Origin of the sequence: Acidovorax sp. LjRoot118 (assembly GCF_964253575.1) — a bacterium.
Lineage (GTDB): Bacteria > Pseudomonadota > Gammaproteobacteria > Burkholderiales > Burkholderiaceae_C > Acidovorax.
In genome coordinates this window covers 1,124,570-1,139,082 of record NZ_CAXURB020000001.1, presented here as the reverse complement: position 1 = coordinate 1,139,082, position 14,513 = coordinate 1,124,570, and the positions used below count along the sequence as shown (strand labels likewise).

Sequence of the window (14,513 nt, the reverse complement as noted above, 5' to 3'; positions counted from 1 at the left end):
AGCGGCTTACTTGTAGTAGCCGCCCTTTTTCATTTCGCGGTCAGCGGAGACCTGGCTGGCCTTGAGGGCCGCATCCACGCTGGTCTTGCCGGCGAGCGCCGCGCTCATCTGCTGGCCCACCGCGATGCCGATGGCCTGGAACTCAGGGATGGCCGCGAACTGCACGCCCACATAAGGACTCTTGGGCAGGGTCGAATCGGTCGGATTGGCCGAGTCGATGGCCACCTTCTCGGCCGCGGCAAAGCGCGCTGCCTTCTGGAACTCGGGGCTGGCGTAAGTGCTCTTGCGGGTGCCGGTGGGCACGTTGGCCCAACCGTTGGTCTTGGCCACGAGCTGGATGTAGTCCTTGCTGGTCGACCAGGTGATGAACTTCTGCGCAGCGTCCACCTTCTTCGAACCGGCGGGGATGGCCAGATTCCACGACCACAGCCAGTTGGCACCCTTGGGGGTGTTCATGGTGGGTGCCTGGGCAAACGCCATCTGGTCGGCGACCTTGGACTGCTTGGGGTCGCTCACGAAGGAGGCGGCGATGGTCGCATCGATCCACATGCCGCACTTGCCGGAGTTGGTGAGCGCCAGGATTTCGTTGAAGCTGTTGGCCGACGAGCCGGGCGGGCCATAGTTCTTGAGCAGGTCCACGTAGAAGCTGATGGCGTCCTTCCAGGGCTTGGATTCGAGTTGCGGCTTCCACTGCATGTCGAACCACTGGCCGCCGAAGGTGTTCACCAACGTGGTCAGGAAGGCCATGTTGTCACCCCAGCCCGGCTTGCCGCGCAGGCAGATGCCGTACACGCCGTTCTTGGGGTCGTGGATCTTGGCGGCCAGGTCCTTGATCTGCGGCCAGGTGGGGCGCTCGGGCACCTGCACGCCGGCCTTGTCGGCCAGGTCCTTGCGGTACATCAGCATCGAGCTTTCGCCGTAGAACGGGGCGGCAAACAGCTTGCCATCGACCGACAGGCCGTTGCGCATGGCAGGCAACAGGTCGTCCACGTCGTAGGCGGCGTCGGTCTTGAGCTCCTGCAGCCAGCCCTTCTTGCCCCAGATGGGGGCTTCGTACATGCCGATGGTCATCACATCGAACTGGCCGCCCTTGGTGGCGATGTCGGTGGTGACGCGCTGGCGCAGCACGCCTTCTTCCAAAGTGACCCACTTGAGCTTGATGTCGGGGTTGGCCTGCTCGAAGTTCTTGCTCAGTTTCTGCATCTCGATCATGTGGCCGTTGTTCACGGTGGCAATCACGAGTTCGGTCTGCGCATGCGCAGCGGCGCCGCACAGCGAGGCCGCCAGGGCGGCAACGGCCAGGGCCAGGCGGGTGTGTGGACGGGTGGAACGGGGCATCGAAACGTCTCCTGCGTAGTTGGTATGGGATCTGCCACTCAACGCCGGTCGGATGGCTGGCATTGATGACCTGAACGATACCGATGCTCTGATGCTCAATTGATACTTTGAAATCCCATACACATACTAATTTTCGCCAGAATCTCAGGATTTATACCTAGATTTGTCAACTGGGTATGTGCATTAGCGATGGGTGGTGTCCAAACGGGCCAAGACCCTCAAGTACAGCAACGCATGGAATGCATGCAGTTTGCTGCCTCACCACTGTTTCCAAAACTGGAACAGTCAGTTTGCGACTGGGTGGTTTTTCTTTGATCACGCACGGCGTACAGTTCAACCCATCGATGAGCCGAACCCGCAAGGCGACTCACCGAACCCGGTTCAGAGTTGTTTTTGCTCCGGTTTTTTTGAGTCACTTTTTTCTTCCAAGGATTTCATCATGAACACGACCGCACGCTTCCTCTCCATCGCCGCTGTTGCCGCTTTCGCTTCTTTCGGTGCCCAAGCCGACGAAGCCGATGCTTCGCAATTCGCCACCAAGTTCGAAACCAACCGCACCCGCGCCGAAGTGGCCGCTGAAGCCGCTACCGTGGCACAGACCCGCAGCATCGAGCCCGCCGGTTCGCGCGTCGTGACCTACAAGTCGACGGCCGACCGCGCTGCCGTGCGTGCCCAGGCTGCCGATGCCGTGCGCACCGGCCAGATCTCCTCCGGCGAAATCGGCGCACTGTAATTCGCATCCAGTTGGCGTATTGCGCCGTATTCCCCAGTACCTCGTCCCTATTTTTTGAATTTCACAGGAGTTTCACCATGAACACCACCGCACGTTTTCTCTCCATCGCCGCTGTTGCCGCTTTCGCTTCCTTCGGTGCCCAGGCTGACGAAGCCGATGCTTCGCAGTTCGCCACCAAGTTCGAGACCAGCCGCACCCGTGTCGAGGTGATGGCCGACGCCGCCACCGTGGCCAAGACCCGCAGCACCGAGCCCGCTGGCTCGCGCGTGGTGTCGTACCAATCGACCGCCGACCGCGCTGCCGTGCAAGCCCAGGCTGCCGACGCCGTGCGCATGGGCAAGATCTCTTCGGGCGAACTCGGCTCGATGTAAAAGTTGCGGGCCTTCCCATGGTGGTGGCATCTCACGGTCGTGGGTGCCGCCACCATGTGGAAGTGTTTCCCCTGGTACTCGGGCCATGGCCCCTGTCGCCAACCCACAGCAAGGCCCTTCGGGGCCTTTGTTGTTTGCAGAAGAAGCTCAGGCCACCAGCGTCTTGAACATCACATGGGCATCAACATAGCCCAGCGTGCGGTGCCTGAAGGCGCCCGGCAGCGTGCCCACGACCGCAAAGCCCAGGTGCTGCCACAGCCGCACGGCGCGCACGTTGCTGGCCACCACCAGGTTGAACTGCATGGCCCGAAAGCCCATGGCCACGGCTTGCCGCTGGGAGTGCTCGCACATCAGCGAAGCCACGCCCAGCCCTTGCGCGGCCCGCGCCACCACGTAGCCACAGTTGCACACATGGGCGCCCAGCCCGGTCTGGTTGGGCTTGATGAAGTAGGTGCCCACAATCTCCCCACCCACGCCGCAGGCGACGAAGGTGGCGGCAGGCAGTTCCACCCAGGCCTTGTGGATCTCGGCCTCGGTGCTATCCGGTGCAAAGGAATACGTGTCCCCTGCCTGGAAGGTCGTGCGCAGGATGGGCCACACGGTGGGCCAATCGGCGGCTTCGAGAGGGCGGATGGCGACGGGCGCGGCAGAAGTTGTCATGGCAAGGTCGGAGTATGGGAGGCAGACGCCGCATTCTCCCGCTCCGCATAAAATCCGCAGTCGGCAATGGCCATCCCTTGATGACCACGCCCTCCCACCGCGAGTGATCGACCCCATGACCCAGCCTTCTGCCTCCCTGGCAGCCACAGCCCAGCCCGCCCGCCCCGTGCGCTCCCAGTACGAGGACTTCATGCGCCATGTGTTCACGCACGGCGTGCACAAGTCCGACCGCACGGGCACGGGCACGACCAGCGTGTTCGGGCACCAGATGCGCTTCGACCTGAAAGAAGGCTTTCCGCTGGTCACCACCAAGAAGGTGCACCTGCGCTCCATCATCCAGGAGCTGCTGTGGTTCCTCACGGGGTCGGGCAACAACAACTGGCTCAAGGAGCGCGGCGTCACCATCTGGGACGAATGGGCACGCGAGGACGGCGACCTGGGGCCGGTGTACGGCGTTCAGTGGCGCAGTTGGCCCACGCCGGACGGCGGCCACATCGACCAGATCAGCGACGTGATCAAGACACTCAAGTCCAACCCCGATTCGCGCCGCATCATCGTGAGCGCCTGGAACGTGGCCGAGCTGAACAAGATGGCGCTCATGCCCTGCCACGCCTTCTTCCAGTTCTACGTGGCGCCCGCCCAGGAGTCCGGCGGCCGCGGCACCCTGAGCTGCCAGCTCTACCAGCGCAGTGCCGACATCTTCCTCGGGGTGCCCTTCAACATCGCCAGCTATGCACTGCTGACCCATATGGTGGCCCAGCAGTGCGACCTGGAAGTGGGCGACTTCATCTGGACCGGCGGCGACTGCCACATCTACAGCAACCACCACGAGCAGGTGCAGACCCAGCTGGCACGCACGCCCTACCCCTACCCCACGCTGCACATCAAGCGCCGGCCAGACAGCATCTTCGACTACCAGTTCGAGGACTTCGAGGTGCTGGACTACCAGTGCCACCCCGCCATCAAGGCGCCCGTAGCGGTCTGATCCCTCTTCGCCCTCCTGCGATCCCTGCAGCGCAGGCGCCACGGTGCCCTGCCTGATCTCCCCTGTCTCCCTTCACGAACTACAAAGAGCACCCCCTATGTCTTCCGGCGGATTTCACGTACACGGCCCCCACGACCACGCAGTCGAGCATGCCACCCAGGGCCACGGCGACGACCACGCAAGCAGCCACGGCAAGGAGGGCGGCGGCTCGTCCATGAGCAAGATCGCGATGTTCACGGCCATCGTCGCCACGGTGGGCGCCATCTTCTCGTACATGGGCGGCGCTACACAGGCCAATGCCGGCCTGCTCAAGAACGACGCGGCCATCAAGAAGACAGAGGCATCCAACCAGTGGAACTACTTCCAGTCCAAGAGCACCAAGCAGTCCCTGGCCGAACTGGCCCGCGACCTGGCGCCCGATGACCGCAAGGCCACCTACCAGTCCAAGGTGGAGCGCTACGAGAGCGAAAAGAACGAGATCAAGGTCGCCGCCGAAAAACTGGAAGCCGACAGCCACAGGTTCGACCGCCAGAGCGAAGAGCAGATGCACCAGCACCACCGCTGGGCCCAGGCCACCACGGCGCTGCAGGTGGCCATCGCCCTCGCCGCCATCGCCCTGCTCACGCGCAAGAAATGGCTGGAATACGGCATGTACGGCGTGGCCGCCATCGGCCTCGTCGTCGGCGTGCTGGCCACGCTGCATATCTAAGCCAGTCAGAAGAACACAAGCGAAGGAAGCCACCATGCCCGTGCACATGATCTATGCGCGCGCCGCCAACGGCGTGATCGGCAAGGACAACGTCCTGCCCTGGCACTTGCCGGAGGACATGGCGCGCTTCAAATCGCTGACCCAGGGCTGCCCAGTGGTCATGGGCCGCAAGACATGGGACTCGCTGCCGCCGCGCTTTCGGCCGCTGCCGGGCCGCACGAACATCGTCATCACCCGCCAGGCCGACTGGCAGGTCGAGGGCGCCGTGCGCGCCGCCAGCCTGCAGGAGGCGTTGCAGCACGCCAGCCCCGGCCAGACGCTGTGGGTGATCGGCGGCGCCCAGGTCTACGCCGAAGCCCAGCCCGTGGCCGACCGCATTGAACTCACCGAGATTGCGCAGGACTTCGAGGGCGATGCCCATGCACCCGTGCTCGATGCCAGTTGGCACGAGACGGCGCGCAGCGCGCATACCTCTACGAACGGGCTGCCCTACAGCTTCGTGACGCTGGAGCGGCGCAAAGACTGAGCGGGCGGCAGGCTCAGAACAGCTTGGCGCAGTTCACCGGCAGCTGAGCGGCCGTGGTTCCCTGCAGCACGCCCATGCTGCCGATCAGGTTGCCCTGGCTCACCGACAGCGTGAACGGCAGGTTGAAGCTGGTGGTGCCGGTGAACGACGAGGCCGTGGCCGTGCCCATGCCGTAACCGTAGAGCGAATTCGCCGGGCCCAGGGCCGCGATGGTGAACATCGAAGGTCCGCTGGGCTGGCCGCTGACCGTGACGAACACGCCGGTGCCAGCCACCGCGCACTGGTAGACGCCGTCGAGCGGGCCGCCGGCGGCCATGGCGGCGCCCGATGCGCCGGCCAGCACTGCGGACGCGACCAGGGTTTTGATGAATCTGCTGCTCATGTTTGCTTGTTCCTTTTTCTTTTCGGGAGTCTGTGGCGAGGGGCCGCGTTCGCACCGTCGCGCCACGCTGTCTGAACCGCCAGGCGGCCAGAAGTTCACCGCCTGCCAGGCCCACAAAAAAAAGCCCGCACGGAGGCGGGCAGCAACTTGCTTGTCGCAAGAGGGGATGCCGCTTGGAGGCCGGCATGGAAATAATAGGCCGGTGCGGCCCGCAAGGCTGTGACGCGGAGCACAGCTTGCTGCGCGTTGCCCACCGTTCCAAGGTGGCAAGCCGGCCTCAGACGGGCGTACCCACCAGCGTGATGTCCACCAGGCGTGTGCTCATATGCCCATGGCCGTCGTCCAGGGTCACGGTGAACTGGTCGTGGCGCTGCTGGCCGCTGGCCAGCAGCGGGTCGATGGTCTGGTTGCCCACGGTATAGAGCCAGTTGACCTGGCCGGTATGGCCGTCTGAACGCACCTGGGCGGTCAGCGTGCCCAGGGCGCCGGCCGTGGGCGTGACGCTCACCGTGTGCGCCGCGAAGGCCGGGTCCGCAAAGCTGAAGCCCCCGGCCGTGGCCAGCGTGGCCGTGGCGTTGGTGCCGCCCAGGTCGGCCACCTTGCCGGGGGCGCTCCATTGGTAGCCCTGGTTGAAGCCCATCGTGGCCGAAGCCACCTTCTGCAGCGCCACGGCCGTGGCCGGGTCGATGCCCAGGTCGCTCGCCACCTTGTCGCCCGCCCCCAGCGAGCGTGCATCAAGGCCCGTCAGCGTCTCGAACAGCACCAGGCCCGAGAGGTAGGAGCCGTACTTGCTCGCGTGCAGGTTGTCGTCGTGCCAGAGATTGATCTTGCCGCCACCGGACACGCTCGCTCCGCCCGTCTCCGTGTAGGGGTCGCGGATGGCCAGGCCATTCTGCACGGCGCTCATGAAGGCTGTTCCCACCGGCGCCACGCCCACGAAATCAGGGTTGACCGCGGCCAGGTTGGCGTAGGCGCTCTGAAGGTCGGTGGTCATGCCCTCGAGGGTGAGGTAGTAGGCCGTGGCCTGGGTGTCCGACCGGCTGATGTCCCCCGTACCCTCGTAGGCGCCGGCCCCATTGAGGGTGCGCGAGGTGAGCATGTCGTAGGCCCCGGCCACCATGTCGGGCCGCGCCCAGGTGGCATACAGGTACATGTCGGTCGACGTGTCGGCATTCGGGTTGCCCGCGATGGTGGTGCCGGGCTGCGTCGTGGTATCGGCCGCCCCGGTGTGCACGAAGTTCTCGATCGCCGTGGCGTACTTCTGGAACTCGCCGATGTCGGCATTGGCACCCAAGGTGGTGGTGAGCGTGGCGTTGGCGGAGATGCCAAAGTCGGACCTGGACGGATCAGCCGCGAAGTAGGTGGCAGTGCCGTCCGCCGTGAAGTTCACCGTGAGCGCGGCGCTGGTATCGCCGCTGCGCGTGAAGGTATAGACCAGGTTCTGGCCGGCGCTCTCGTACACGCCCGCAGCCGAGCTCAGGCCCAGCGTCACGTTGGGCAGGCTGGTGTCGGTGCCGGCCGCGAAGTCGTCGTTGACGATGGTGCCGGAGACGGCGCCAAGCGTGCCCAGGTTGTAGTCGGAGCCAGTGCTGGTGAGCGTGAGGCGAATGGCCTCGTCGGCCTCCACCGTGCTGTCGGCATGCGGGTCCAGGGTGATGCTGGCCGAAGTCTGCCCCGCCTTGATGGTGATGGAGCCCGTGTTGGAGGTGAACGAGACATTTCCCGTGGTCGTGGGGGCACCCGTGTCGGCGCTGGTGGCAAAGCCATTGCCACTGCTGAAGCGGTAAGGCGATGTGCCGCCGCCTCCCGATGCCGAAAATGCGCCCGAGGCGGTGGTGTACATCTCCAGATCCTGGCTGGCAGACACCGTGGTCGAGACCGATGGCGACGTGCTGCCATCGCGGAAGGCGGTGAAACCCACGACCAGGTCGCTGGTCGTGGAGCCGGTGCGCGTGAAGGTGAAAACCAGGTTGGCCGTGCCATCCTCCGTCACCTGGCCGGGGCTGGCCGCCAGCGACACCGTGGCCAGGGCCGGGTTGGTGGCGGGCGCAGTGGGGTCGTCGTTGAGGAGGGTGGTACCCACCGCGGAGCTGGTGCCCACACGGTAGTTGCCTGCCGACGCGGCCAGCTTGAGCGCCAGGGTCTCGTCGTATTCCTTGGCCCCATCGGCCGTGGGCGTGATGACCAGGTTGGCCGTGGCGCTGCCCGCCGCGAAGGTGATGGAACCGGAGCCCGAGGGCAGCGGTTCGTCTGTCTGGTCCTGCAGCACCACGATCTCCCACTTCTGGCTGGCGATGTTGCCGCGCATGTCCCAGTTGGCGGCAGAGGAGTTCAGGTAGTGCCCCTTGAGCGTGGCCGCGTTGCGGGTGGACAGGGATACGTCGTAGCCCAGGCCCACCTGGTCGGCGAACTTGTCGAACAACCCCGCCACGCCGCCCCAGGGGTGCGGCTCGTAGAGGTTGGCACCGGTCAGGTTGGTGAAGCTCCCGCCATTGGCTGGTGAGGTCAGGTCGTGCACGCCGAAGGGGTTGGTCGCCGCGTCGTAGGTGTTGTACGACATGGCCGGGTCGATGCGTGCGAACGTGGCGCTGTTGCCCACGAACAGCACCGGGTTGAACACCGTGGCGATATCCACCGCCGCTGCCGCGCCCTTGTTGCCGGCCGCGTCGCTGAAGCTGTCCTTGGCCACCACAATGTGTCCGCCCGTGTCCAGGTGGGCGGACGCTGTGGCCGTGAAGGTCGCCGTGCGCACGAGCCCCGTGCCGCTCAGCGCAGCCAGAGTACCGCCAACGGCCGTGATGTCCGTCGTGGTGAAGCTCGCACCCGGGTCTTCGCTGAAGGTGAACATGATGGTCGCGGTGCCGCCGGTCTTGAGCGCGGCCGCAGAACTCGTGATGGTCAGCACCGGAGCCTGCGTGTCCACAGGGCCTGGCGTCCCGCCGCTCGCGTCACCGCCGCCACCGGATGCCGGTGGCGGGTTGTTGCCCTGGCCGGCAGACACCCCGGGCGCCAGTTCACCCACGGCCTGCTGCTGCACCACGGCCGTGAAGGCAGCGCCCGTGAAGCCATTCGCCGCCGCCTGGAAATTGCCCGTGGCCACCGCACCTGCCGCATCCGTGGCCGCTGCGGCCACCTGGCCCAGCACCGCCACCGTGCTGGCAGCGCCGACCGCATCGTTGGCGGCATCCACCACCTTGCTGATGAGGTCCAGGCTGGTAGCATCCAGCCGCAGGCCATGGTCGCCCGCAGCATCGGCCACGATGGCACGCAGGAAGGCGGCGTCCGACAGGTTCGCCACGCCGCCGGTTCCCCCCGCCGCGCCGGCGAGGGCATCCGCCAGGGACGCGATCAGCGTGCCCGCCGCTGCGCCCACCTGGCCCGCGTGCGGCGTGGCGACGCCCGGCTGCGCCGCCTTGGCCTCGGCCGCATCCAGCGCGGCCGCGCCGATGCCAACCACGTTCACCAGTGCCACCGCCACCTTCTGGTAGCCCAGGGCCACGGCCTTGTCGGCAGCGCTGGTGCTGCTGCTGGCCAGCACGGCCAGCGGGTCGTAGGTCAGCAGATGGATGCCGGCCGGCAGGTTCAGCACCTTGGCGAGCAGGGCCGTGGCCTGCTCCACGGTCGTGGTGGCACCGCCCTTGTCCATCAGCGCCTGCAGCAGGGTCGTGATGGGGTTCACCACCGTGCTGCCGGCCGGTGCGGTGAGCATTCCCTTGAAAGCCTTGTTGGTGAGCAGGTCGGTGCCGCCGGTGGCCACCAGCGTTCCCTGCACGCTGGCCGGCAGCGTGAAGCCGCCCGCGCCATCGGTGGTGGTGGACCACTCGCCCGCATCGAGCCGGTGGTTGCCATTGGCATCGGCAAACACGGTGGCGCCCTTGAGGTAGCCATCCGCCACATGGCCCTGGATGCCGGCGGCGGTGAGTCTGCCGGCCAGCGCCTGCACGCCGCTGATGCCCATGGCCGCGCTGGCATCGGTGGCGCCGATGCCCTGCAGCAGGGTGTGCACGGCGGTCTCCACGCCCACCCCGGCGAACAACGCGCCCTTGTTCTGGCTGGACAGCGCGCTGTTGAAGGCGTTGGCCGCTTCGGCGCGGTGGTCCAGCGCGTTGTAGATCCCGAAATCGGCACTGACCAGGAAATCCATCAGCCTGGCCCAGGTGGTGAGGCCCTGCTCCTGCGCCAGCCGCGCGATGGCCAGGCCTTCATCGGCCGAGAGCACCACCCCCAGGCCGTTGAGCGCCAATTGCTGCACCGTCGCCCCGACGCCCCGGCTGGTCGACATCTGCCCCATGGCCGCCTCGAATGCCGCCGCCACCCGGCCGAAATGGCCATCGGCGGCCACCACCGCCTCGAACTCGGCGAGCAGGCCGGCCGGCGCGGCATTGCCGGTGGCGAGGATGAAGACTTGCTGCAGGACGTGGGATGCGTTTGGCGTAGACATGGCGATGCCCTTCCGGGTACGGAATACGAAGTGGGAGGTTGAAAACGAGGGGAAAGAGGCGCGAGGCCCGGCGGGCAGCCTCAGGCTGGTCGGGCAGCGGCGCAAACGCCCGCACCACCCGCAGCAAGAACGTGTCTACGTTCTACGGGCTTGGGCAGACAGCGGTCGGCCCGAGAACCGGTACATGGGAAAAGGCGTCTGGCCTGCAGGGCCGGCGGGCAGTGCCGCAGCCGCCAGCGGCAGCGTGGAATCGAATGGCAAGGCTTGTCTCCAGCGTTTTATTTGTGCCAACGATAAGCCTGCGACTCCATGAAATCCAATAGTATTTTCAGGGCATCTGCATATGCCCTGCATATGGAGTTCTTGCCGCTTCACTCGCCCGCCGTACTGCGCCTTCCAAGGCCCGGGGCGCACCCCCTGCCAATCGAGGATAGGATGCACCCCAGCGTGCCCACCGTGGTGCAACGGCGGCGGTGCCCCGCCATGGACGATTGAAAAAGCAAGGACCAATGATGGTGATGAAGATCGCGACGTGGAACGTCAATTCCCTCTCCGTGCGCCTGCCCCAGGTGCTGGCCTGGCTGGCCGCCAACCCGGTCGATGCGCTGGGCCTGCAGGAGCTCAAGCTCACTGACGACAAGTTTCCGCACGACGCCTTCAAGGAGGCGGGCTACGAGGCCGTGGCCTTTGGCCAGAAGACCTACAACGGTGTCGCCATCCTGAGCCGCCACCCCATGACGGACGTGGTGCGCAACATCCCCGCGCACGAGGACGCGCAGGCGCGCGTGATCATTGCCACGCTGGGCACGCCCACCGGCCCGCTGCGCCTGATCAACGGCTACTTCGTCAATGGCCAGGAGCCCGGCTCGGAAAAGTTCGCTTACAAGATGCGCTGGCTGCAGGCCCTGCAGGACCTGGTGCGCGCCGAGATGACGGCCCACCCGCGGCTGGCCCTGGTGGGCGACTTCAACGTGGCGCCCGAAGACCGCGACTCCTACGACCCGGTGGGCCTGCGCGAAACCATCCACCACACCACCGAAGAGCGCAACCACTTCAAGGCGCTGCTGGAGCTGGGCCTCACGGACAGCTTCCGCATGTTCGAGCAGCCCGAGAAGATCTACTCGTGGTGGGATTACCGCATGCTGGGCTTCCAGAAGAACCGGGGGCTGCGCATCGACCATATCCTGGTGAGCGAAGCCCTGCGCAGCAGCGTGACGGCGTGCGTGGTGGACCGAGCCCCGCGCAAGAACCCGCAGCCGAGCGACCACGCACCGGTGGTGGTGACGCTGGAATGATGGCAGGTGGGCGGCCACCAGCGCCATTGCACGGGCCGCCGTTCAGGGCCGGGCCAGCGCTGCAGAAAAGCTGTGGTGCGAAAACTTCCACGGCCCATCGCGCTGTTTTCTGAGCCCCAACTCACATCGCCGCCATGGGCAAAGCCCATGGCGGCGATGGCGGGGGAGCAACTGCGATGCCTTCTCTTTTAAAGCACGGCAATGCCCTCACGGTTGCGGCTGGCCAGTTTCCAGTCGGCCTGCGAACAGGAGGACTGGGAGTCAGGCCAGCCGGCTGATCACGTGCAGACCATCAACGTGCAGGGTTGAAGCTGTCGCGCAAGGCCTTCACTTCGTCGTGGTTGCGCTGGGCACCATCGGCCTGGCGCTGTACCAGGGCACGCAGGTCCTGCGGCAGGTTGGCTTTCAGGGCCTTGCGGTAGCGGGCCACCGCAGCGTCTTCACCGCGCTCGCACTCTTCCAGCACGGCCTTGTCGTCCTGCGTGGAGAGCGCCGTCTTCACGGACACCCAGCCGCGGTGCAGTGCACCTGCCACGGTGCCGCCGCTGACGGGCTCGCCGCCGCGGGCGCGGATCTCGCGCTCCAGCTCGGCACCTGCTGCTGCGCATTCACGCGAGTGGCGTTGGAAGATGCCCTTGAGTTCGCCCGCATCGGCGTGCTCAGCGCTGGCGTGAAAGCCATACTCGCCGTCGCGGGCCGATTCCAGCAGATCGTTCAAGGTGTCGATCACGTCGTCGTTGTCGATCTCCCCAGTGACTTCCAGCGGCTGGCTGTTGTAGGCACGTTCGTAGGCAGCGCGGGTGGCGGGCTGAACATCCGTCCAGGCCAGGCCATCGTTGCCATGGCGGGCGCGCCAGTCATCGGCGAGACGGGGTTCGACGGCGTCATAGTCGCCCTCGTAACGGCCCACCGAACTCCAACCCAGTTCATAGGCAGGGCGGTATTGGTCGTACGTGCGGCCACCCACAAAGTAGGGTTCACGGTGGTAATTCTCGCGCCAGTAGGCGTCTTCGTTCGTGGGGTTGACGGCTTCGCCAGCAGCCTTGCCTGCAAGGCCACCCACAACAGCACCGGCAACCCCGCCGATGGCGGCGCCGACGGGACCGCCAAGCGCCCCCGCAGCAGCACCGGCTGCAGCGCCGCCCATGGCAGCACCCACACCCGTACCCACCGGGTGGGCACCAGGTTCATTGGTCAGGGGATCGCGGTTGGCATCGTTGAAATCCGACATAAGAAGTCTCCGGTTGGTTGACAGTGACTTCATTGTGGTTGGCAGCTCTCGACGCCAGGGTCGGCATGCAGAGGGTGCAGGTGTAGGACAGAGGGCCCCCCGCGCGTGCAGAGCCCCAGGCCATCCCGCCACGCGGCTGAAGGCGTTGCCAAAGAGGCAACAACCTGCACGCGGCGCATGGGGTCAAGCAGCGACCGTCTCCAAAAGCCCGCCAGCGGCACGCTCCAGCACCTCGCGGGCATGCGCCGCCGACATGCCGGCCTCGCTGCTGGTCCAGGCGACGAACTGGTCCGGGCGCACCAGCACCAGTTGCGCGCCGTAGCGTTCATGCTCGCCAGCGCCCTGCGCCTGAACCACCGTCAACGCCAGCGCCTTGACCGCCGCTGCATCGCGAAAGGCCTGCACCGCCACGGCGTCGGCGCCAAAGGCCAACAGGGAAAAGCCGGGGCCCAGTTCCTCGTAAACGTTCCTGCCCGACGGCAGCACGGCAGGCGCCAGATGGTGCCCGGGCCGCGCGTCAAAGCGGTGCGATCCCTTGGCGCTGCTGGTGCGGCCCTCGCAGCCCCAGACCACGCTTGAACCCTCGTAGTGGGGCTCGAAGGCATGCACCTCGCCCACGGCGCCCTGGGCACGCGCATTCCAGGCGGTCTCGAAGGCGGCAAGGTCGCGCGCCGGGTCGTGGGTGTCGAGGAATTCGCGGTCCGTGTCGATGGATTTGGCGATGAAGTCGCGCATGGTGGAGGCAAACACCGGCCGGCGCTCGCCGTCGTACGAATCGAGCAGGCGCTCACCACCCCAGCCCTGCAGCACGGCAGCCAGCTTCCAGCCCAGGTTGCGCGCATCCTCGAGCCCCGAGTTGACGCCATAGCCTCCGTAGGGCGGGTGGCTGTGCGCCGCATCGCCGGCGACGAAGACGCGGCCGTTGCGGTAGTTGTCGGCCAGCATGAAGCGCAGATCCCAGAATCCGATGTGCTCGAACTCCACGTCGAATTGAGCACCCACCGCTTCGTGCAGGTAGGCCGCAAAATCGAAGTTGTCCTTGGTCGTGCCTGGCGGCACGGGGGCGTGGAAGAACCAGGTGTTGCCCAGGTCCACCCGGCCAAAGAACTTCCAGTAGCCCTGGAGTTCGGGCTGCAGCACGTTGTAGTAGGACTTGCCGGGGTAGCGTTCGAGCAACTGGTGCAGGCCGGGCGAGCGGAACACCAGCAACACCATCATGCGGTCATGGTCGGTGCGGGTCTGGGTGATGCCCGCCTGCTCACGCACGACGGAGCGTGCGCCGTCCGACCCCACGGCATAGGCACTGCGCAGCACGCGTTCGCCGCTGCCACCACGCTCGGTGATGGTGACCGACACCCCGTCGGCATCCTGCACCACGGCCTTGGCCTCCCAGCCGTACACGGTCTGCACCGAGGGCAGTTCGGCCACACGGGCACGCAGCACCGCCTCCGTCGCGTACTGCGGCAGCCGCTCGTTGCCGGTGAAGTAATAGGGCTTGACCAGGTCGCGCTGCAGCCAGTCGTAGCTGTGGGGGCCCAGCAGCGTGCCGTGCGCCGTCAGGCCACCGATGCCGTATTCCACGGGGATGGTGCGGGCGGCACGCAGCTCCTTTTCGGCCCCCCAGAAATGGAAGTGCTCCATGGTCCGCTGGGTCAGGTTCTGTCCCTTGGGGATGGGCTGGGGCTGCAGGTAGCGCTCCACGACGATGGTGCGCACGCCACGCTGGCCCAGCTCGATGGCAAGGCCCATGCCCACGGGCCCACCGCCGACGATGACCACCTCGGCGTCCTGCTGTTCTGCCATGGCCTGGTCCTTGTTGCTCATTGTGTTCATTGCTTTCTG

General features: G+C 66.1%; 13 protein-coding genes. 6 read left to right on the top strand and 7 right to left on the bottom strand.

From position 1 onward, the window contains the following. Positions 1 to 6: 6 nt before the first annotated feature. Entirely contained in the window at positions 7 to 1,338 is a 1,332-nt protein-coding gene (locus ACSQ9E_RS05340; RefSeq protein ID WP_436217102.1) for an ABC transporter substrate-binding protein, read from the bottom strand. A 439-nt stretch (positions 1,339 to 1,777) separates the two neighbouring features. On the opposite strand from ACSQ9E_RS05340, the gene ACSQ9E_RS05335 reads away from it, so the two are divergent. Next, entirely contained in the window at positions 1,778 to 2,071 is a 294-nt protein-coding gene (locus tag ACSQ9E_RS05335; RefSeq protein WP_145699468.1) for a DUF4148 domain-containing protein, read from the top strand. Between the two features lie 77 nt (positions 2,072 to 2,148). Further along, complete coding sequence (locus ACSQ9E_RS05330) at positions 2,149 to 2,442, top strand: DUF4148 domain-containing protein (protein WP_305746265.1); 294 nt, start codon at positions 2,149 to 2,151, stop codon at positions 2,440 to 2,442. A gap of 147 nt (positions 2,443 to 2,589) precedes the next feature. Here the strand turns inward: ACSQ9E_RS05330 and ACSQ9E_RS05325 are convergent, their stop codons facing one another. Further along, positions 2,590 to 3,102, bottom strand: coding sequence for an N-acetyltransferase family protein (locus ACSQ9E_RS05325; protein WP_427999859.1), 513 nt, complete (start codon positions 3,100 to 3,102; stop codon positions 2,590 to 2,592). Positions 3,103 to 3,217: 115 nt separating this feature from the next. Between ACSQ9E_RS05325 and ACSQ9E_RS05320 the strand changes: the two genes are divergently transcribed. From ACSQ9E_RS05320 to ACSQ9E_RS05310, 3 genes are all read left to right on the top strand, one after another. Next, positions 3,218 to 4,087 (top strand): thymidylate synthase, encoded by an 870-nt coding sequence (locus ACSQ9E_RS05320; protein ID WP_436217101.1) that lies wholly within the window; start codon positions 3,218 to 3,220, stop codon positions 4,085 to 4,087. Positions 4,088 to 4,184: 97 nt separating this feature from the next. Further along, positions 4,185 to 4,796, top strand: coding sequence for a DUF4337 domain-containing protein (locus ACSQ9E_RS05315; protein WP_057205549.1), 612 nt, complete (start codon positions 4,185 to 4,187; stop codon positions 4,794 to 4,796). A 34-nt stretch (positions 4,797 to 4,830) separates the two neighbouring features. Further along, complete coding sequence (locus tag ACSQ9E_RS05310; RefSeq protein ID WP_057205547.1) at positions 4,831 to 5,322, top strand: dihydrofolate reductase; 492 nt, start codon at positions 4,831 to 4,833, stop codon at positions 5,320 to 5,322. A 13-nt stretch (positions 5,323 to 5,335) separates the two neighbouring features. On the opposite strand, the gene ACSQ9E_RS05305 is transcribed toward ACSQ9E_RS05310, so the two are convergent. The 3 genes from ACSQ9E_RS05305 to ACSQ9E_RS05295 all read right to left on the bottom strand — a co-directional run bounded on the left by ACSQ9E_RS05305 (position 5,336) and on the right by ACSQ9E_RS05295 (position 10,406). After that, entirely contained in the window at positions 5,336 to 5,704 is a 369-nt protein-coding gene (locus tag ACSQ9E_RS05305; RefSeq protein ID WP_057205546.1) for a hypothetical protein, read from the bottom strand. 277 nt (positions 5,705 to 5,981) lie between these two features. Next, positions 5,982 to 10,145 (bottom strand): beta strand repeat-containing protein, encoded by a 4,164-nt coding sequence (locus tag ACSQ9E_RS05300; protein ID WP_436217100.1) that lies wholly within the window; start codon positions 10,143 to 10,145, stop codon positions 5,982 to 5,984. Between the two features lie 135 nt (positions 10,146 to 10,280). Beyond that, positions 10,281 to 10,406 (bottom strand): hypothetical protein, encoded by a 126-nt coding sequence (locus ACSQ9E_RS05295; RefSeq protein WP_427999855.1) that lies wholly within the window; start codon positions 10,404 to 10,406, stop codon positions 10,281 to 10,283. A gap of 257 nt (positions 10,407 to 10,663) precedes the next feature. Here ACSQ9E_RS05295 and xth point away from each other — a divergent pair, with 257 nt between their 5' ends. Next, positions 10,664 to 11,440 carry an exodeoxyribonuclease III gene (xth, locus tag ACSQ9E_RS05290; RefSeq protein WP_436217099.1) on the top strand — a complete coding sequence of 259 codons (777 nt, stop codon included), beginning with the start codon at positions 10,664 to 10,666 and terminating at the stop codon, positions 11,438 to 11,440. A gap of 292 nt (positions 11,441 to 11,732) precedes the next feature. Here the strand turns inward: xth and ACSQ9E_RS05285 are convergent, their stop codons facing one another. Further along, entirely contained in the window at positions 11,733 to 12,671 is a 939-nt protein-coding gene (locus ACSQ9E_RS05285) for a PA2169 family four-helix-bundle protein (RefSeq protein WP_427999853.1), read from the bottom strand. Between the two features lie 183 nt (positions 12,672 to 12,854). Beyond that, on the bottom strand, positions 12,855 to 14,504 hold the full coding sequence (locus ACSQ9E_RS05280) for an FAD-dependent monooxygenase (RefSeq protein WP_436217098.1): 1,650 nt from the start codon (positions 14,502 to 14,504) through the stop codon (positions 12,855 to 12,857). Between the last annotated feature and the right edge of the window lie 9 nt (positions 14,505 to 14,513).